18 protein-coding genes and 7 tRNA genes are annotated in these 17,930 nt (G+C 58.5%); 13 read left to right on the top strand and 12 right to left on the bottom strand.

From position 1 onward, the window contains the following. Positions 1-18: 18 nt before the first annotated feature. Entirely contained in the window at positions 19-792 is a 774-nt protein-coding gene (ppgK, locus tag AC05K6_RS01860) for a polyphosphate--glucose phosphotransferase (RefSeq protein WP_476727602.1), read from the bottom strand. Between the two features lie 62 nt (positions 793-854). Here ppgK and AC05K6_RS01865 point away from each other — a divergent pair, with 62 nt between their 5' ends. Together AC05K6_RS01865 and AC05K6_RS01870 are read left to right on the top strand one after the other, a co-directional pair. Then, a complete protein-coding gene (locus AC05K6_RS01865) occupies positions 855-1,874 on the top strand; it encodes an inositol monophosphatase family protein (RefSeq protein WP_293790278.1) in 1,020 nt (339 codons plus the stop codon). A gap of 178 nt (positions 1,875-2,052) precedes the next feature. Then, complete coding sequence (locus AC05K6_RS01870) at positions 2,053-2,352, top strand: DUF4193 domain-containing protein (RefSeq protein WP_293790281.1); 300 nt, start codon at positions 2,053-2,055, stop codon at positions 2,350-2,352. 60 nt (positions 2,353-2,412) lie between these two features. On the opposite strand, the gene AC05K6_RS01875 is transcribed toward AC05K6_RS01870, so the two are convergent. Beyond that, a complete protein-coding gene (locus AC05K6_RS01875; RefSeq protein ID WP_293790283.1) occupies positions 2,413-2,898 on the bottom strand; it encodes a DUF3093 domain-containing protein in 486 nt (161 codons plus the stop codon). 106 nt (positions 2,899-3,004) lie between these two features. Between AC05K6_RS01875 and dut the strand changes: the two genes are divergently transcribed. The 5 genes from dut to dxs all read left to right on the top strand — a co-directional run bounded on the left by dut (position 3,005) and on the right by dxs (position 8,384). Next, the gene (gene dut / locus AC05K6_RS01880; protein WP_473963238.1) at positions 3,005-3,496 is read left to right on the top strand and encodes a dUTP diphosphatase; all 492 of its coding nucleotides are present in this window, start codon (positions 3,005-3,007) and stop codon (positions 3,494-3,496) included. 76 nt (positions 3,497-3,572) lie between these two features. Next, complete coding sequence (locus AC05K6_RS01885) at positions 3,573-4,307, top strand: DUF3710 domain-containing protein (RefSeq protein ID WP_476727603.1); 735 nt, start codon at positions 3,573-3,575, stop codon at positions 4,305-4,307. Positions 4,308-4,310: 3 nt separating this feature from the next. Beyond that, on the top strand, positions 4,311-5,006 hold the full coding sequence (locus tag AC05K6_RS01890) for a DUF3159 domain-containing protein (RefSeq protein ID WP_476727604.1): 696 nt from the start codon (positions 4,311-4,313) through the stop codon (positions 5,004-5,006). Beyond that, on the top strand, positions 4,993-6,336 hold the full coding sequence (locus AC05K6_RS01895) for a class I SAM-dependent RNA methyltransferase (protein ID WP_476727605.1): 1,344 nt from the start codon (positions 4,993-4,995) through the stop codon (positions 6,334-6,336). Before AC05K6_RS01890 ends, AC05K6_RS01895 begins: the two co-directional genes overlap by 14 nt. A 137-nt stretch (positions 6,337-6,473) precedes the next feature. After that, a complete protein-coding gene (gene dxs, locus AC05K6_RS01900) occupies positions 6,474-8,384 on the top strand; it encodes a 1-deoxy-D-xylulose-5-phosphate synthase (RefSeq protein WP_293790295.1) in 1,911 nt (636 codons plus the stop codon). Here dxs and AC05K6_RS01905 read toward each other — a convergent pair. Beyond that, the gene (locus tag AC05K6_RS01905) at positions 8,366-9,655 is read right to left on the bottom strand and encodes a ribonuclease D (protein WP_476727606.1); all 1,290 of its coding nucleotides are present in this window, start codon (positions 9,653-9,655) and stop codon (positions 8,366-8,368) included. The genes dxs and AC05K6_RS01905 overlap by 19 nt on opposite strands. A gap of 57 nt (positions 9,656-9,712) precedes the next feature. After that, a complete protein-coding gene (locus AC05K6_RS01910) occupies positions 9,713-10,339 on the bottom strand; it encodes a DUF3000 domain-containing protein (protein WP_293790300.1) in 627 nt (208 codons plus the stop codon). Between the two features lie 129 nt (positions 10,340-10,468). On the opposite strand from AC05K6_RS01910, the gene hemE reads away from it, so the two are divergent. The 3 genes from hemE to hemQ all read left to right on the top strand — a co-directional run bounded on the left by hemE (position 10,469) and on the right by hemQ (position 13,918). Further along, a complete protein-coding gene (gene hemE / locus AC05K6_RS01915; protein WP_476727607.1) occupies positions 10,469-11,626 on the top strand; it encodes a uroporphyrinogen decarboxylase in 1,158 nt (385 codons plus the stop codon). Next, on the top strand, positions 11,623-13,077 hold the full coding sequence (gene hemG, locus AC05K6_RS01920) for a protoporphyrinogen oxidase (protein WP_448308282.1): 1,455 nt from the start codon (positions 11,623-11,625) through the stop codon (positions 13,075-13,077). The genes hemE and hemG overlap by 4 nt, the downstream gene beginning before the upstream one ends. Before the next feature lie 124 nt (positions 13,078-13,201). Further along, a complete protein-coding gene (gene hemQ / locus AC05K6_RS01925; RefSeq protein ID WP_448308283.1) occupies positions 13,202-13,918 on the top strand; it encodes a hydrogen peroxide-dependent heme synthase in 717 nt (238 codons plus the stop codon). Between the two features lie 81 nt (positions 13,919-13,999). Here hemQ and msrB read toward each other — a convergent pair whose 3' ends face one another. The 8 genes from msrB to AC05K6_RS01965 form a co-directional block, all read right to left on the bottom strand. Then, on the bottom strand, positions 14,000-14,425 hold the full coding sequence (gene msrB / locus AC05K6_RS01930) for a peptide-methionine (R)-S-oxide reductase MsrB (protein ID WP_448308284.1): 426 nt from the start codon (positions 14,423-14,425) through the stop codon (positions 14,000-14,002). Further along, entirely contained in the window at positions 14,418-15,725 is a 1,308-nt protein-coding gene (locus tag AC05K6_RS01935) for a glycosyltransferase family 87 protein (protein ID WP_476727608.1), read from the bottom strand. Before AC05K6_RS01935 ends, msrB begins: the two co-directional genes overlap by 8 nt. Positions 15,726-15,820: 95 nt before the next feature. Beyond that, positions 15,821-15,896, bottom strand: a tRNA-Gly gene (locus AC05K6_RS01940). A 36-nt stretch (positions 15,897-15,932) separates the two neighbouring features. Then, positions 15,933-16,004, bottom strand: a tRNA-Val gene (locus tag AC05K6_RS01945). A gap of 28 nt (positions 16,005-16,032) precedes the next feature. Next, positions 16,033-16,107, bottom strand: a tRNA-Cys gene (locus tag AC05K6_RS01950). A 43-nt stretch (positions 16,108-16,150) separates the two neighbouring features. Continuing rightward, positions 16,151-16,226 (bottom strand) — tRNA-Gly (locus AC05K6_RS01955). Positions 16,227-16,262: 36 nt separating this feature from the next. Then, a tRNA-Val gene (locus AC05K6_RS01960) sits at positions 16,263-16,334 on the bottom strand. Between the two features lie 38 nt (positions 16,335-16,372). Beyond that, positions 16,373-16,448: transfer RNA gene (locus AC05K6_RS01965), tRNA-Gly, on the bottom strand. A gap of 253 nt (positions 16,449-16,701) precedes the next feature. On the opposite strand from AC05K6_RS01965, the gene AC05K6_RS01970 reads away from it, so the two are divergent. The 3 genes from AC05K6_RS01970 (at position 16,702) to AC05K6_RS01980 (ending at position 17,923) form a co-directional block, all read left to right on the top strand. Next, positions 16,702-16,776 (top strand) — tRNA-Val (locus AC05K6_RS01970). A 178-nt stretch (positions 16,777-16,954) separates the two neighbouring features. Then, on the top strand, positions 16,955-17,548 hold the full coding sequence (locus tag AC05K6_RS01975; RefSeq protein ID WP_476727609.1) for a copper resistance CopC family protein: 594 nt from the start codon (positions 16,955-16,957) through the stop codon (positions 17,546-17,548). Positions 17,549-17,599: 51 nt separating this feature from the next. Then, a complete protein-coding gene (locus tag AC05K6_RS01980; RefSeq protein WP_476727610.1) occupies positions 17,600-17,923 on the top strand; it encodes a hypothetical protein in 324 nt (107 codons plus the stop codon). Positions 17,924-17,930 lie beyond the last annotated feature (7 nt).

Here is a 17,930-nt window from a genome sequence, read left to right on the forward strand (position 1 = left end):
GCGGTGTGGTTTGGGTCCCTAGGGTTTGATGCCGTCGCGCACAGCCATAGCGGCTCCAATGATGCCCGCTTGATTGCGAAGCTTCGCCGGAATGACTTCCTGTTCCACGGTCAAAAGCGGTACCCACTTGTCGGCTTTGCGCGAGATGCCGCCGCCCACGATGTATCGCTGCGGGCTAAATAGGGCGCTGTAGGCATGCAGTACCTCGTCCACGCGTGCCGCCCACTTCTTATAGGACAGCTCTTCGCGATCCTTTGCGGCGGAGCTGGCATACCGCTCCACGTCACCGTTTTCGTCGTGAGGCAGGTGCCCCAGCTCCGAGTTGGGGAATAGATGACCATCGCATAGCAGTGCCGAGCCAATCCCGGTGCCAAAAGTTAGCATCAGAACGGAACCCTGTTTCGCACTCGGATCGCCATACTCAACCTCGGCCAGGCCTGCCGCGTCGGCGTCATTCAACACGGCAATTTCCCGCTCGCCGAGATGGCGCTTGAACAGTTCCTGCATATCAGTGTCAATCCAGGACTTGTCGATATTAGCTGCAGTCCGCGCCTTCTGGTTCTTAACAACCGCGGGGACGGTCACTCCGACAGGACCATCCCACTCGGCCATTTCCATCAGTTTGCGCACTACCTCGGCGACCGCATCCGGGGTCGATGGCTTTGGAGTGAGGATCTTGAAGCGTTCTGTCACCAGCTCGCCCGTTTCAAGGTTAACGACTGCCCCCTTAACTCCGGAGCCGCCGATATCCACGCCAAAACTTAGGTTCTGTGCTGCTTTGTCCTCAGTCATGAACACAACCCTACCTTGACGCTGTCAGGTTTAGCTCGCCGAAAAGTGGCACAGTGGAGGGCATGCAAACCACGGTTAATCCACATGCAGGTAAGACGGCCCAGGCCGTCTCGGAGGTTCTTAACTCCCACTCGGGAAGCTCTGCGCCTCCCAAGCCGGTGCTACTGCGAGTGTTCGATGAGACCTCGACAGCGGGGGAAGACGGGGCGTCACAAAGTAAAGAAAGGTCAACTCCTAAAGACCTGGAGGCCATCGCACTTGTTGTGGGGCGTGAGGCTGCGGGTTTAGTTCGACGCCGCCGTGGCGAACTAGCCGATGATCACGGGCACATTGGCGTGCTGGCGACGAAGACCTCCGAAGTAGATCCGGTAACGGAGGTGGATGAGGCTAGCGAGAGGCTGATTTCCCAACGACTTTTAGAGCACGTGCCGGGGTCGCGGATTCTTGGCGAAGAAGGTGGGTTCAGTGGGGTGTCCGATGAGCTAAGCTCCAGCGATGAAGTGCTGTGGATTGTTGATCCCATCGATGGCACCGTGAACTTCCTCTATGGAGTACCGGCCTATGCAGTCAGTATTGCCGCTGTAATAAACGGTGAACCGGTGGCGGCTGTGGTCGTGGACGTAGCGGCACACGTTGCTTATGCGGCACATGCAGGCGGTGATGCACGGCGCCTAAGCTACGACGACCACGGGAAATTGGCGCAGGTCGAAACTTTGAGGGTCGTGCCTGAAGACAGCGATGAGGCATTGCACAAGGCTCTGGTAGCCACTGGATTTTCGTACGTGGCGGAGGATCGTCGCAGCCAAGCCGAGCGCCTAGTAAGGCTCTTGCCGAAGGTACGGGACATCCGGCGGATCGGGTCGGCAGCATTGGATCTCTGCCGGGTGGCAAGTGGAGAAGTGGACGCATATTTTGAGCATGGTTTGGGGCCCTGGGACCATGCTGCGGGGTGTTTGATTGCCGCCCGCGCGGGGGCAATTTCCGTAGCTCCTGACTATGACGTAATGAAGGAAGAAAAAGCCCTGGTCATGGCTGCGAAGCCGGGGATTGCAGTAGAGCTTGCTCGGCTGCTCGGAGAATAGGTGCGGGGGGAGGTCAAATACCCCAATAGGTAGCCATTGCGCGCGTGAAGGTGACAAGTGGCACGCATGTGCTCTACGATCCGCGACAGCGAGACGTATTTAAGTGATTTTTAGCTAGTGGTTCGGCAGGGGCTGCTGGCTCGAAGCGACTGCACAAGATCGACACGAAGGAACCCATATGGCGACTGACTACGACGCACCACGCCGACGCTCCGAGGACGACATCGAAACCGACTCCCTGGAGGGGCTGAAGGCAGCGGAGAAGGCCGAGCCGGCTGTTTCCGATACGGACGATGGGGAGATCGTCGAGCCTTTTGACGTACCTATGGCGGATCTGTCGGGCGAAGAGCTCTCCGGTTCGGTAATCCCACGCCAGAGCGATGAGTTCACGTGCAGCGTCTGTTTCCTGGTGCAGCACCGCAGCTGCATCGGTGAGACCGTCGGTGACGGCGAGTACATCTGCAAGGATTGCGCATAAGTGGGCTTAATCGAGCCCAGAGGTTAAAAAGACTGTAACGTCTTACAAGGCTTCATTGTCTTAGTAGATTGGGCGACCGAGTTTTTCCAGAACCTCTTGCGGTTCCTTGGTGGAAATGAGCCAGTAGGGGGTGGGGTCGTCCGGATCATTGAGGACGAGCATCGCCATTGTGGGGATCCACCCCTTATGAACAACATAGGCAGCAGGGTCGAGCTGACGACCCATAGCGGCGCGCTTGGCGGTCGGGGGGATTACTAGGCTGCGGCTTACGACGTGAGCGGGGAGCTTTGCCGGCCCCACGTGGAGCCACCGTTCACCAGAACTATCCTCCGTAACTTCTACCTTGGTTCGGGAGAAGTAGATCAACGCCCACACTGCCAATGAGCCGGCGATAGCGAGGGCTACAAACGATGCCCACATCGGTCGGCCCATCTGCGCCTGCCACGAGATGATGGCTACCACTCCGGCGGCAAATAGCCACCAGACGAGGGGGACTCGCTGATGCTCCGTGTACAGCAGCTTTTCCTGCTGAGTGCCCGATGCCAATTCAAAACTCCTGTTTGCGTGTCTGCTTTGAGTGCTGCCTAGCAATTCTAGCCCTTGGCGGTTCGCACATCGTAACTTCGCCCGGGGACTTGTAGTCTTGGTGACCGTGACCCCTAATCAGACAGCAACAAATAACACTGATTCTTTTGGCAATGACGCCCCGCTGCGTATTGTTCGCCTTGACAAGGATCTGCCCTTGCCACGCCGTGCTCACCCAACGGATGCAGGCATTGATCTCTATACCACCACGGACGTGACCATCGCTCCGGGCAATCGAGAATTGGTTGGCACTGGCATCGCCATCGCACTTCCCGTGGGAACCGTGGGGTTAGTACACCCACGCAGCGGATTGGCGCTGAAGAAGGGGCTATCCATTGTGAATGCGCCAGGCACAATTGATGCTGACTATCGCGGAGAAATCAAGGTGTGCTTGATTAACCTGGATCCCGAGCAGCCGATCGAACTGACCCGTGGAGAAAGGATTGCGCAGCTGCTGGTGCAGGAAGTGAGCTTGTGTGAGGTCGAAGAGGTTGCCAGCGTAGAAGAGTTGGGAGCAACCGTCCGGGGAGAATCCGGTTACGGCTCGACTGGCGTGTAGTCCAGCTGGACAGAGCAGTTCAGAAGACATAGCTCAGAAGACATAGGGTAGAAGATAAAAAAGACGGAGTTTGAGGATGTTTGGGCGCAAGAAGAAGAACACAAGCAATACCAATAAGGATGCCCGTGATGCCGCGAAGGCTGCAGCGGAAGTACAGGAGCAGCCGACCGTGGCGAGCCAGGCGAATTCAGCCGACAATGACTTTGGTCCCTTTGATGGGGATACGGTGAATGTCCACGACTTCGACTTCTCCGATTTCGCCAGAGGCTTCCTAAAACTGGGCTCCATGCGGGTTCCAGTACCCCACGGCGGCCATGTGAGTGTGGAAATGGGGCCGGAGGGGCCCCAGATGATCCACCTAGAGGTCGAAGGCGGTCGCTTCACCCCAGTGGCCTTTGCCGCCCCACGTAGCGGCAACCTGTGGGAAGAGTCCGTCGACGAAACCGTAGCGGGCATGACGAAGGATGGGCTCGAAGTCCACCTGGAAGACGGACCGTGGGGGCCGGAGATCTGCGCGGTCGCTGGTGAGGGCCAAATGCGTGTAATCGGTGTGAACGGTCCCCGCTGGATGTTCCGCGTCACTCTTGCGGGAGAGAAATCCCGCGCGGATGAGATTGCCAGGATCGGCCGGGAGATCATCGCTCGCAGCTTTATTTACCGCGGGAACGATCCGATCCCAGCTGGCCAGCCACTGCCTGTGCAGATGCCGCCGGAAATGTATGAGGAACTGCAGGAGCAACTGCAGCGCATGGCCGCCGAACAGAATGGCGTACCGAAAAGCAATCCGCATGCGCCCGTCGAGAACCAGTAGAAAATGGCAGAAGTTAGCAAACAAGCTTCTCAAGGTAAGCCGGATGAGCAAGGTACCTTGCTGGAGCAAATGGGAGGCCTTTCTGGCCTTGTCTCCTCGACCCTTCCCGTATTGGTTCTTGTACCAGTCAATAGCCAATGGGGGTTGACCCCCGCCCTCATCTCGGCTCTCGGAGTCGCGGTACTCATTTTTGTATGGCGGTTGATCCGCAAGGAGAATCTGCAGCCTGCAATTTCCGGATTCCTGGGTGTAGCGCTATGCGCTGCCATCGCGTGGTTCATGGGAGACGCAAAGGGGTATTTCGCCTATGGAATCTGGTACTCCCTGGTGGCAGGCATCGCTTTCGTGATATCTATCTTCGTACGCTGGCCACTTGTGGGTACGATTTGGCGCGGAATTAACGGGGACGACCACCGCTGGCGAACCAACCGACGGGCCGTGCGTGCATTCAACGTGGCCACATTTGCGTGGGCGCTGGTTTTCTTCGCTCGCTTTGGCGTGCAGCAATGGCTCTATGCCGCAGATAAGACTGACGCTTTGGGTTATACCCGAATTGCTATGGGTTGGCCTTTAACACTGGTCGTCGTTGCCGTGACCGTCTGGGCTGTGAAGGCCGCGAATGAGGCCGAGGGGCGCCACTTGGAAAAGCAAGACATCTCTGAAACTGGCGAAGAAGTTGGAGCCGATGAGCGTCACTAACAAAGAAGAAGTAGTGATGGACCTGGCCGGTCCAGCCAACGGCGGCACCGTGATCGGTCGGATGGACGGGCAGGTTGTGTTCGTACGAGGCGCGCTGCCCGGCGAAAAAGAGGTAACAGTAGAGCTGGATCCGGCGCGCAACACTAAAGCGAAGAAGGGCTTCCGCAGCGGGGTGGCAACGAACATCGGCCAGCCTAGCCCTCACCGAGTAGCGCCGTTGTGCCCGGCAGCCAAGGTTGGTGCAGGATGCTGCAACCTGGACTTTGTCAACGCCGCTGGTTCGTTGGATTATAAAAAGCAAGTGGTGATGGATCAGCTGTCGCGCGTAGGAAAAATCAGCGCGGAGGCTCTGGAGAAGATCACTGTGACCGCCGACAGCCTTCATCCTTTCGCAGGCTCTCGTACGCGAGTCCGGCTGGCGGTTGATGGCGAAGGGAAAGTTGGACAGCGTTCCCGGGGGTCCCACAATGTCGTGCCAGTGAACAACGAATGTGCCCAATGGAGCGCGGAGCTGAAGAACGGTCTGGCAGCAGATATTGAGCAGCTCAGGGAAGCGGGTTTGCTCACTCCACACTCGGAGATTGCCGTTGCTGTCGGCGACGATGGCGCGCGGCACATGGTGCAGTTGCAAGGCTCGCCAGCTAATCAGCGAGTGGCGGCCTTTGGAGACGAGGTACCTACGGTTACCCGCACCGTGCATTACGGGGCGGGGCTTGACCGGGAGTTCGATGTGCAATGGGAAAGCCAGGTACAAGACTTCTGGCAGGCTCACAGCGCGGCTCCGCAGTTCTATTCCTCGTGGATTGCGCGGCATATTCCACCGGTAGCGCAAGGAGAGAAGCTGCAGGGGGAGAGGGTTAAGCGAACTGTCGCTTGGGATCTCTACGGCGGCGCGGGCGTGTTCAGTGCTGCGCTTTCTCGAAAGGTCGATCATGTGGTGTGCGTGGACGTCGCGGGTAGCGCCAGCGAGTCGGGTAAGAAAGCACTTGCCACGGCCGGTATCGGCAATGTCGAATTCATTAGTGGCGATGTATCACGGCAAGTGCTGAGCCTGCCGCGGGGTGATGACGTACACGCTGTAGTACTTGACCCTCCGCGCACCGGTGCGGGAACGCAGACCGTATCCGATATCGCGAAGGCTCGACCGCGGCACGTTGTGCACGTAGGGTGCGATCCTGCCACCGCCGCCCGCGATCTTGGGGCGTGGATCCGCAACGGCTATGAGATCAAGGAGTTGTGCGTAGTGGATGCCTTTGGGCTGAACCATCACGTTGAACTTCTTGCACACCTCGTTCCCGTACGTGGGTCACGCCGTGAGCGACGTAGCTGAGAACGCAACGAGCGACGTAGCGGACAACACGCAGGAACGTAACCTCGAAGGGGATTGTTTTAATTCGCTCACGCGCCGTTAGAATGGACTGAAAATACCATTCGGCGCGAGCATAGGACGGAGAAGAGTAGCTTCACATGGGAATTCTCGACAAGGTGTCCTCGCCCGCAGACCTTAAAGGCTTGGACGCGAACCAGCTAGAACAGTTGGCTTCGGAGATCCGCGAGTTTCTTGTCCAAAAGGTCTCCGCCACGGGTGGCCATCTAGGTCCGAACCTGGGTGTGGTGGAGCTGACTATCGCGATGCACCGGGTTTTTGACTCACCGTCGGATCCACTGATCTTTGACACTGGCCACCAGTCCTACGTGCATAAGATCCTCACTGGCCGTCGCGATCTCTTCGATACGCTGCGCCAAAAGGATGGACTGTCTGGCTACCCAGATCGGGCGGAGTCGCCCCACGACTGGACCGAATCCTCTCACGCTTCGGCCTCGTTGTCCTACGCCGATGGCCTGGCTAAGGCCTTCGAACTCACTGGACAGGTTCACCGGCATGTCGTCGCTCTCGTTGGCGATGGTGCTCTGACCGGTGGTATGACGTGGGAGGCGCTGAATAACATCGCAGCAGCCAAGAAGCGCAGCCTGGTGATCGTTGTCAATGACAACGGCCGTTCTTATTCGCCAACCATTGGTGGCCTTGCCGAAAACTTGGCGGCGCTGCGCCTGCAGCCAATGTATGACCGGGTTATGGATACCGGAAAGAACGCGCTGGGGCGCATGGGCTGGGTCGGTGATCGTGCGTTCCAGGTGATTCATGGCTTCAAGGAAGGCGTGAAGCACACCGTCATTCCGCACGAGATGTTCCCCGAACTCGGCTTGAAGTACATCGGTCCGGTGGATGGCCACGACCTAAACCAGGTGGAAAACGCGCTGCGCTATGCCAAGGACTATGGTGGGCCAGTCATTGTCCACACGGTCACTCAAAAGGGCAAGGGCTTCGACCCTGCCGAGCAGGACGAAGCCGACCAGATGCACTCCACCGGCGTGATCGATCCGATCACCGGTGAGTCCATGGCTAAGAAGACCGAGGGTGCGATCAGCTGGACCAAGGTGTTCTCCAACCACTTGATAGACATCGCCAACGAGCGCGAGGACATTGTCGCCATTACCGCCGCGATGGCTGGCCCCACTGGTTTGGCCGATTTCGCGAAGGTTCACCCCAGTCGTACCTATGACGTCGGAATTGCCGAGCAACACGCAGTGACTTCCGCTGCCGGTTTGGCTCTCGGTGGTTTGCACCCGGTGGTCGCGGTCTACTCGACATTTCTTAACCGAGCATTCGACCAGCTCTTGATGGACGTTGCACTGTTGAAGCTGGGTGTAACTCTGGTGCTCGACCGTGCCGGCATTACGGGTTCTGATGGCGCCAGTCACAACGGCATGTGGGATCTTTCCATCACCGGCATCGTCCCTGGTATCCACGTTGCCGCCCCGCGCGATGCGCACACCCTCGAACGTGCACTCGATCGCGCAGTCGCCATCGACGATGCGCCGACGGTGGTGCGCTTTCCCAAGGGTAATGCCCCGGCAGATGTCCCAGCCATCCGCGAGGAAGCTGACTACGATGTGCTCTTTGAGCAGGAGGGGGATGGTTCCGGAAGCGGTGAGACTGCTCGCCGCAAGGTACTCATCGTCTCTTTCGGAGCGTTGACGCAGCAGGCGCTGGGTGCTGCGCAGGCGCTGTGCGACGCCGACTTCTCCGCTACTGTAGTAGACCCGCACTGGGTATTTCCCACCGCAGATAGCCTGCTGGAATTGGCTCGCGGTTATGACTTGGTAGTGACGATCGAGGACAACGGCGTGCACGGTGGTGCTGGCAGCCAGCTACACTACGACCTCTCTCAGGCAGGAATCGATGTGCCGGTTCGAAACCTCGGCGTACCGCAAGAGTTCTTGGCGCACGCTTCGCGTGGTGAGGTTCTAGAAGAGCTCGGCTTGGATGTAGACACGGTCGTAAAGACCGTCGTTGGCTACGCCGAGAAGCTATAGGAGCGGGCAAAGACGTCGGCAACAGCTGGGACAGCTGCGTCGAGGAGAAGCTCCACTTGCCAAGGACGCAGGCCGAGGCCTGCCCACGAGTCGCCTAGGAGTTCTTCCCAACAGGCGATCGGGTCGGCTGCATTGGTGTATTCGCCAGAGTCCTCGAATAACCAGCAAGCCCAGGCTGCCTTGCGTAGATTTTTCCGCGTCGCGATCGTGTCTAGACGGATCTCAAGTGTGTCGGCGAGATCGAGGGCTGAGTTGAGGATCGCATCGGCGTAGGCCGCAGCGCGTGGAAATTCCTCTGGCCATAGTTTATGGTCCGGAATCCGGGGGCCAGAGTACTGCGGAGCACGGTATTGCTCCATTTCGAGGTCGGAGGGGGCGGAGCTGAGGGCGTCAGAAAAAGCTTCGATGAAGTGCTTATGGGTTCGTGAAGGCAGGTGCGCGCGAGAGCGGCGGAGGGACATCTTCAGCTCCCGTAGGGCAGCGGCGCGATCGTCCTCGGCGCCTCCGGCGATAGATATGAGATCGCGACTGCGCAGAATCGATTCGGGGGAAATATCGCGCTGACGAGCGATCTGGTCACGCTTCTCCCACAGGTCGTGGGCGAGTTTGCGGGCGCTCGTCCGACGCACTGAATTCAGGCCTTTGAGACCGGTCCAATCATTGTGTGCAAGGGGTGTGGCGGTTGCCAGAATGTGGGCGCATTCCTGGGTGTACCAGTCGATGCGGCCTGCATCGGCAACGTCGTTCAATGCGGTTTCCAATAGTTCCACAAGCCATTCGACGTCCAGGGCCGCATAGTTCAACATGGCGGGGGACAGTGGACGACGCGACCAGTCGGCGTTTCCTTTGTCCTTTGGAACCACAATGTCGAAGTAATCCTCCAACATTGCAGAGAGGCCGATACGTTTTTTGCCTAGGATCTGGGCTGCGACTTGCGTGTCGTGGATAGCCGGTGGGTTCCAGCCGAGAGCCAGGAGACAAGGCAGATCGGTGTGCGCGGCGTGGAGCACCCACTCAGACTGGTTAACTACTTGCGACAAACGGCGCGTGGCAGAGGGCTCAGCCTCGGGGTCGATGAGGAAGGTTTCTGTACCTCGGCGCCGCAGCTGAATCACAAATGCACGGTCGTCATAGCGAAATGCCGATGCGCGTTCAGTGTCGATGGCGATGGGGCCGGTGCCCGCAGCCAGTGCGCGACCCGCCGCAGCTATGTGCTCTGGGGAGTCCAAGAGCACTGGGGTACCGGCGGCGGGAACGGACACAAAACTCACAGCAACAACGATACGTCAATAGCAATAAGTCGCTGTCCTAACAGGCTGCGCGAGGCTTTAAGAGTCGTTTGCTGCGGCGGCGGTACCAGCGGTCCGGGTGCCAAAGGGCAATGCGGTGACGCCTTCTGGAGGCAGGCCAGCTACATTAGCCAGCACCTCTGCAAAGGCCTTGACATGTCCGGTGAGGTCAGATCCATTAGCGGTCCATGAGGCGCGAAGCTCAAGTTGGAAGGCTCGTGGAGGGCCGCCGATATCGCCGTAGCGGACGGACGCCGTGGAAGTTACCGTGCCACCGAGATCGGTGTATTCACACTCAGGGGAATCGAGCTGCTCCTTGAGCCAATCCCAGGCCACGTCAGGTAGCAATGGGTCAGAGGCGACGGCTGCATCCATGTCGGCTTGGATGTAGGCGACCATGCGCATCTTCTTGCCTTTCCACTGCTCATCGCCTTGCGGGTCATGCAGCAGAATCAGGCGGCCGAAAGCGTCACCGGCGGGGGTGCCGGTACCGTCTTCGGGGTCTTCTTCGGCGGGTAGCACCTCGAGGCCGATGGCGTGGCTGAGGGGTGCGAGGTTGCGGGGCGGGCGGATGTCTCCGACGCTAATGCCGCGACGCACTTGTGCTTCCGACATGGAGCGCACGGCTTCGTGGAAGTACTTTGGAATCTCAGTCTCTTGGCTCACAAGGCCTAAACCTAGCCTTTAAGGTTTGTCCCATTTGTGAGGCGCGCCGACAACGGTTGTGAATGTCTGCCGGCTATTGGTCGCAGGGGTGTCCCCGAGATTCCCGAGCTTTAGTGAGGCGCTGGCATAATGGCACTTATGACGAGTGAGCTTAGCGATTACACCATCCAGCCTGATCTTGCTGCCGCGGAGGCGCGGCGTCGAGCCCACAAGGACGCACCGTTTCTCGCCGCCGCGCGGGGAGAGACCCCGAGCCGTCGTCCGATCTGGATGATGCGTCAAGCCGGACGCTCGCTGCCCGAATACCGTGAGATCCGCAAGAACCATGGAATGTTGGAATCCTGCTTTAACCCTGAGCTGCTGGCAGAAATTACTCTGCAGCCAGTGCGCAGGCACGATGCCGATGCAGCGATTCTGTTTTCCGACATTGTGGTGCCGCTGAAGGCCGCAGGCGTGGATCTAGACATCGTCGCCGGACGCGGGCCAGTCGTGGAACACCCGGTGCGTACCGCGGCGGAAGTTGACGCTTTGCCGATTGTTGAACCCGACCAATTAGAACAAATTGTTGAGGGCATTGGGGGCGTTCTGAACGGTTTGCGAGACGACCAGGTTCTCATTGGTTTCGCGGGTGCGCCTTTTACTTTGGCCTCCTACCTAGTTGAGGGTGGACCGTCCAAGAACCACGAGGTCACGAAGTCTCTTATGCACTCGAACCCCGATGCGTGGCATGCCTTAATGCGCCGATTGACGCCCACTATTATCCGCTTCCTCCAGGCTCAGGCGGAGGCCGGCGTGGATGCTTTGCAGCTCTTCGACTCCTGGGCTGGTTACCTTTCTGCACGTGAGTATCGAGAGTTTGTGCGTCCTTACTCCACCCAGATTTTCGATGCGATGCGCCCCTATGGCATTCCAATGATTCATTTCGGTGTGGGGACGGGGGAGCTGCTGGGGGATATGGCGCTGGCGGGGCCGGATGTCGTAGGCGTGGATTGGCGAGTACCAATGGATTCCGCCGCTACCCGTATCAGCGCTGCATTGCAGGAAGCGGATCCGACCGCGGAACCCGGCAGTCGCGCCAAGGTTCTCCAGGGCAATTTGGACCCGGCGATGTTGTTCGCCGGACCAGAGGTGGTTGCCCGCGAGATCGCCCGCATTTGTGCCGAGGTTGACCGAGCCATCGAACGAGGTCAGGCGCGGGGCCACATCTTTAACCTCGGCCATGGAGTTCTGCCGAATACCGACCCCGATGCCATCACCCGTGCCTTTGAGGAGGTTCACAAGCGATGAAAGCCAATGAGTTTTCCAGCCACTTTGAAAAGCTAGATACGTCCGGATTGGAGGGACTTCGAGTAGCTGTCATCGGCGGCGGCATCGCCGGGCTTTCCGCAGCCTGGGAGTTGCGACGCCAGTTGGGGCCGAACGCGCGAATCTTGCTTACTGAGGCCTACGACCGTCTGGGCGGCAAGCTGAAGACCGTGAATTATGCCAACGGTCCGGTGGATATGGGAGCTGAGGCGTATCTGGGTTTCCGTGGCGACTTTACGGAGCTGATTGAATCCGTGGGCTTGGGAGATCAGTTGTGCGTTCCCTCCGGCCTGCCCAGCGGCTTCTTTGTAGATGGGGCGCTGGTGGACATTCCACGTCGGACGCTAATGGGGATTCCCTCGCGTGGCGAGGATGTGGTGGAGGTAGTCGGTGCCGCCGGCGCTGCGCGCGTCGACGCGGAGCGCAATGGCCAACCGATGACGTGGACGCCGGGACAGGACACCTCTGTGGGGCAGCTTGTGGAGGCCCGTCTAGGCCGCATCGTGGTTGATCGTTTGGTGTCCCCTCTATTGGGCGGGGTGTACTCCTGCAATGCTTTTGACTTGGGTGTGCGCGCTACGTTGCCACAGCTGGCGGAGGAACTCGATAGGCGCGGTAGTGCCGGGGAATCCTTCTTCCTAGTCGACGCCGTCGACTCCATCCTGTCGCAGCGCCCAGCCCCGCAGAAGGAGGCGAATGGGACAAAGCCCAAGCCCGTTTTCCGCAGCCTCAAGGGTGGCTATGCCAGCCTGGTAGACGCGCTCGTGCGTCACGCCGACCCGGAGGTGCTGCGCAACACCGGCGTCGAATCCATTGGCCGAACCCGCAACGGCTATTACATCGACCCGATCGGAGAGTTCGACGCGGTGATCGTTGCCACTCCCGCCCCTACGGCATCGGCGATCCTGCAGTACATGGCGCCCACGGCCGCGGAAGTGTTGGGAGAAATCGATCTTGCCAGCAGCGTTGTCGTTGGCATGCGCATGGCATCTTCCCACGGCATTCCAGAACGCTCCGGTGTGCTGCTGGGCAATGATGCTCCCACTGAGGCAAAGGCTTTCACGTTCTCGTCTCGTAAGTGGCCGCACCTTGCCGAACGCGGGGGAGCCTTCGTTCGCGCAAGTTTCGGCAGCTTCGATAATCCCTGGCACTTAGACGTCGATAACCGTGCACTGCTCAGCTTCGCCGTGGAGGATTTAGAGCGGATTACCGGTGAGCGGAAGAACCCAGAAGAGTATTTCGTCCAGCGATGGTGGGGTGGCCTGCCACGCTACGGAGTGGGATATATGGAGGCTATCTCCCAGGCCTACGACGAGGTATTGGGCATTCGCGGACTGGCGCTGGCTGGCTCCATGCTTAACGGTGTGGGCGTTCCGGCGTCCGCAGCGTCCGGTGTGGAGGCCGCGCGGGAGATTATCCGCGAGATGGCATGACCCCGGCCACGGCCAAACCCTTGAGCCACAGAAGTGGCGTAAATTCGATTTCACATGCGTCTGTCCCGCGTCATGCGGGCAGCGCGCGAGCACATATCAAGAAAGGCTAAAGAGGCTAAACACCATGACTGAACTGAACGCGCAGGAAATCAAGCGTCTCAACGCCGTCGTTCGCTTCGCCACCTACTCGGTCTTCAAGATCGAGCCTGGCGTGCTGGGGGATCGCTCGGAGGTAGCTGCTGATTTTCAGGCATTCATTGATTCCTTTGAGGATGAGGACCTGGTGATCCGCGGCGTCTACGACCTGTCCGCACTGCGCGCCGAGGCTGACGTCATGATTTGGTGGCACGCAGAAAAGATGGAGGATCTGCAGGTTGCCTACCGTCGCTTCCTCAAGGAAACCAAGCTAGGACAGGCTTGCGAGCCGGTGTGGTCCAACACTTGTCTGCACCGCCCGAGCGAATTCAACAAGGCCCACCTGCCGTCCTTCATCATGGGCGAGGAGCCGGGCGATTGGATCTGCGTCTACCCATTCGTCCGCAGCTACGACTGGTACACCATGGAGCGCGCCGAGCGTTCCCGCCTACTGCGCGAGCACGGCAAGGCCGCTCTCGGCTTCGACGAGGTCCGTGCGAACACCGTCCCGGCCTTTGCACTGGGCGACTACGAGTGGATTCTGGCCTTTGAGTCTCCGACATTGGAGCGCATCGTCGAACTAATGCACAAGATGCGCTACACGGAGGCGCGCCACCACGTGCGCGAGGAAATCCCGTTCTTTACGGGACGTCGCATTAATGGCTCCAAGGAAGAGCTGGCAACCTTCGTGGAATCGCTGGCCTAAAGTCCACTGAGAAGAACCCGATAGCCTGTGGCTAGATCGGATCGGCCTAGATTAGCCCAACCTGAACCAGGCTAGCCGGGACTAGTGCGCAGCTGGCTTCAGAGTCAGTGCGATGCTGTTAATGCAGTAGCGCAAATCGGTGGGGGTGGGGTAACCCTCACCTTCAAACACGTGACCTAGGTGGCTTTCGCACCGGGCACACAACACCTCAATGCGACGCATACCCAAGGAGTCGTCGACGCGGGTGATGACCGCGTCCGAGTCCTTTGGATCGAAGAAACTTGGCCAACCGCAGTGCGAGTGAAACTTCTCGGTCGAGCGGAAAAGCTCCGCGCCACAGCCCTTACAGGCATAGATACCTTCGGTTTCGGTATCCGTGTATTCGCCCTTGAAAGGCGCCTCTGTGCTGGCTTGGCGCAGTACTGCAAATTCCTCAGGGGAGAGACGATCGCGCCACTCCTCGTCGGTAAGAGCGCGGAAATCAGTGGTGGGGTTGAGTTCAACCATGAGTCTTTTCTTCTGCTTCCTTCTTGACTGAACCTGTGGCTTTTCTGTTGTGCTTTTTTACCGAGGTGCGGGGGGATCTATCCCGGTAGAAAAGGCCATTGGTGTGTAGATCTCCCAAGGGGTGGACGTTGTGGCGTCGATCCCCAATAAACCAGAGCACCGAAACCACCGCGGCAGTGAAGATCAATAGAGACCAACCAATTGTGCCTCGCGTGTATTCCGCCACGCGTCCGTAGTTCACCCAACGGTCGGAGGACCAGGTATCGAGGCTGAAGAAGAAATAAACGCCTAGCCAGGCCATGGGGCTGTGCATGATGGAGCGGGAACACAGCACGGTGAAAATCATCGGAAGGAGCAGCATGGAGTAGTACATCTGTCCCAGGCCGCTGATAAGGAATACACCGGTAAGCAACACCCCAGCCGTAGTGGTCGCCCACATTACCGGCTCGCGATCGCGGAAGCGCAGCAGCATGGCGACGGCGACGACCACGCAGATAGCGGCGAGAATTCGCCACAACCAGATTGTCCAGTCGGGGAACCCGAAATACACGCCGACGCCGGGAATGGAGGAGTTCGCGAAATCGCGTACGCCACCGAGATAGGGCAGTAGCTTGTCGACGTAATCGCCACCGTTATTGGTCAGAGGGAAAGCAATGACATTGAGAATGATCGGAATTACCACGCCACCTGCAATTGCAGAGAACTGACGCCGCATAAGCGGGATGAACAGTAGGGGCAAGAACTGCGGTTTCACGGTGATGGCCAATCCGATAACTAGCCCAGCCAGCAGACCGCGGTTGTTAAGTAGCAGCCACAGAAAAAGGGATTGTGCCAGAAGTAGTACGCCGTTGATATTGCCGAAGCTCAGGGTGTTGGAGATTGACTCGGTGCTAAAGAGAAAGAAGATGCCTACCGGCAGCACCCAGGAACTCCAGCGGAAATTAAACAACTTCGTGAGCACCATTACCGCCAGCACCGCCGCCACACCATTGGCGAAGACATACAGTGCACGCGCAGCATCGACGTTGGGCACTATCGACAGCGGACTCAGTAGCAACGTAGCCCCGGGGGAGTAGAGGTAGTGCGGATCCGTTGACGAATAGTCCTGATCATAGATGGCCTCGTGAGCACGGAACTTGTACAGAGCCGAGATGACCGTCCCAAAGTCATCAGTTGCCCGCGCATTCCATGGGAGCACAAACACCCGGTGGATAAAAGTCATCACGGCCAAAGGCCAGAAGACCCAGCACAACAGCCGGGAAGTGTCTACGCGGGTGGAGCTTGTTTTTTCGGCGTTCATCGCCGGTAGATTTTAGCCTCGGATACTACACCAAGCTCCCTGCCACGCCGCAGGTAGTAAACGAAAAAAGGGGCTCGAGACCCCTTTTAAAAAAGTGGAGCGGATGACGAGACTCGAACTCGCGACCCTCACCTTGGCAAGGTGATGCGCTACCAACTGCGCTACATCCGCATTGATCAACCACCGTAACAGTACGGCGACTGCTCGTGCGCGATACTGGGATCGAACCAGTGACCTCTTCCGTGTCAGGGAAGCGCTCTCCCGCTGAGCTAAACGCGCCTTTAAAGTTCACTATGTGTAAAGAATGTGGAGGTGGAAACGGGAATCGAACCCGTGTACACGGTTTTGCAGACCGTTGCCTAAGCCACTCAGCCATTCCACCGCGACAAGAAAGAATCTTGCTCGTGGCCCACTTTAGTGAACCGTGGAGCGGATGACGAGACTCGAACTCGCGACCCTCACCTTGGCAAGGTGATGCGCTACCAACTGCGCTACATCCGCATTGATCAACCACCGTAACAGTACGGCGACTGCTCGTGCGCGATACTGGGATCGAACCAGTGACCTCTTCCGTGTCAGGGAAGCGCTCTCCCGCTGAGCTAAACGCGCTAAAACGACAACCCAAGCCGCCTGAAAGGGCTTGAGCGTGGAGCGGATGACGAGACTCGAACTCGCGACCCTCACCTTGGCAAGGTGATGCGCTACCAACTGCGCTACATCCGCATTCACAGTCACTCTGCTTTGCATTCAAGAGCAATGCATCGTTGCTGCGACAACAAACACTAGCCTGTTAGTCTTGCAGTTCACAAATCACCAGGTAGATAAGCCCTCTGGTGGAGGTTTAGGAGGCATACTAGGTGCTCTAGAACTACATAGATGAAATTTACGGCCAAACCGCTTTTGGTCTTGGCGGTTCGCTGGTGGTAACTTTCATTCCCAGCGGTCAGCAAGGTCGCTTAAGGTTACATAGCCTAAAGGTTCCATAGCTCAGTGGAAGAGCATTCCGTTCACACCGGAAAGGTCGCTGGTTCGAACCCAGTTGGGACCACCATGCACACCGCCTAGCGCAATCTCGCTGGGCGGTTTTTGCATTCCTACCCCCAGCATTCGCCCCCACGCGTGCATGCTTGGGAACCTTTGCGACTACTCACACGACTACCTCTCCAGCGATCGAAGCGTGTGCCCGGCAAAAGGGTTTCAGGCTTCGGCGCTAAGGTGTAAGCAGTGTCGTGACAGAAAGGTTCACCGTTTACATGCCTCGCCGTTTTTCTTCTTTTGGACGCCCGCTCGCCCGCGCCCTCGCAGTTTCAGGTGCGGTCGCAGTCGCTTCCGTTGGGGTCAGCTCTCCAGCTTTGGCCCATGATGTGGTGCTGAAGTCGAACCCGGAGGCCAACTCCACGGTTGACCATCTGCCGGAAAAACTCGTTTTGGAGTTTTCTGGCGAACCGCAGGACGGTTTCAACACCCTCGCGTTGTCCCGCGATGGTGAAGTGCTGTTCCGTGGAGAGCCGAAAGCGGATGGTCGCGAGCTGAGCCTGGACGTCCCGCAGGACGTGCAGGCTGAGAAGGAAAACGGGAAGTACATCGTGGGCTACCAGATCACTAGCTCCGATGGTCACTCGACCCGCGGCAGCGTGGAGTTCACTCTCCAGGCTGAAGGTGGCGACAACAATTCCGATACGGGGAGTGAATCAAAGGAGGGGGCACAGGGGGAGCAGTCTCCGAGTGTTCCTTCCTGGTTATTGCCCCTGGGCGGTATCGTCGTAATTGTAGGTGCTTTGGCAATCGCCATCGCACGCTTTCGTGATGTGAAGAAAGACTAGAAATTCTTTGCCTCATGAATAGTTGACGATTACCTGATCAGGAGAATTCCCGTGAAGAAGTTCCGCTCTGTAACCGCCGCCGCACTGGCTCTGACTACTGCCCTTGCACTTTCCGCCTGCACCCCTCCGCATGAGAACGATGGCGGCACGCGCGAGGACACCGCAACCACCGGTCCGGCCACCCCGAGCATTCAGTCCACACAGGAAGCAGCGACGGACTCCAATGAATCTGAGTCCGCTCCGGAGTCTGCTTCTGAGTCTGATCTCCAGACTGAGGAGTCTGAGATGAACGGTATGGCCACCGATTCCGCCGAGGCAACCGCCTCCGGCGCAGCATCCGCGTCGGGTGCTGCCAACCAGCACGCGAACCACTAGGGTTCGC

The organism is Corynebacterium sp. TUM25020 (assembly GCF_056388495.1).

What these genes read in the sequence shown, in the direction of transcription:
- msrB (WP_448308284.1), bottom strand. Translation starts at nt 14,425, where the DNA reads ATGGTTGAACTCAACCCCACCACTGATTTCCGCGCTCTTACCGACGAG.
- hemQ (WP_448308283.1), top strand. Translation starts at nt 13,202, where the DNA reads ATGACTGAACTGAACGCGCAGGAAATCAAGCGTCTCAACGCCGTCGTT.
- hemG (WP_448308282.1), top strand. Translation starts at nt 11,623, where the DNA reads ATGAAAGCCAATGAGTTTTCCAGCCACTTTGAAAAGCTAGATACGTCC.
- hemE (WP_476727607.1), top strand. Translation starts at nt 10,469, where the DNA reads ATGGCACTTATGACGAGTGAGCTTAGCGATTACACCATCCAGCCTGAT.
- AC05K6_RS01885 (WP_476727603.1), top strand. Translation starts at nt 3,573, where the DNA reads ATGTTTGGGCGCAAGAAGAAGAACACAAGCAATACCAATAAGGATGCC.
- AC05K6_RS01870 (WP_293790281.1), top strand. Translation starts at nt 2,053, where the DNA reads ATGGCGACTGACTACGACGCACCACGCCGACGCTCCGAGGACGACATC.
- AC05K6_RS01895 (WP_476727605.1), top strand. Translation starts at nt 4,993, where the DNA reads ATGAGCGTCACTAACAAAGAAGAAGTAGTGATGGACCTGGCCGGTCCA.
- AC05K6_RS01890 (WP_476727604.1), top strand. Translation starts at nt 4,311, where the DNA reads ATGGCAGAAGTTAGCAAACAAGCTTCTCAAGGTAAGCCGGATGAGCAA.
- AC05K6_RS01935 (WP_476727608.1), bottom strand. Translation starts at nt 15,725, where the DNA reads ATGAACGCCGAAAAAACAAGCTCCACCCGCGTAGACACTTCCCGGCTG.
- ppgK (WP_476727602.1), bottom strand. Translation starts at nt 792, where the DNA reads ATGACTGAGGACAAAGCAGCACAGAACCTAAGTTTTGGCGTGGATATC.
- dxs (WP_293790295.1), top strand. Translation starts at nt 6,474, where the DNA reads ATGGGAATTCTCGACAAGGTGTCCTCGCCCGCAGACCTTAAAGGCTTG.
- AC05K6_RS01865 (WP_293790278.1), top strand. Translation starts at nt 855, where the DNA reads ATGCAAACCACGGTTAATCCACATGCAGGTAAGACGGCCCAGGCCGTC.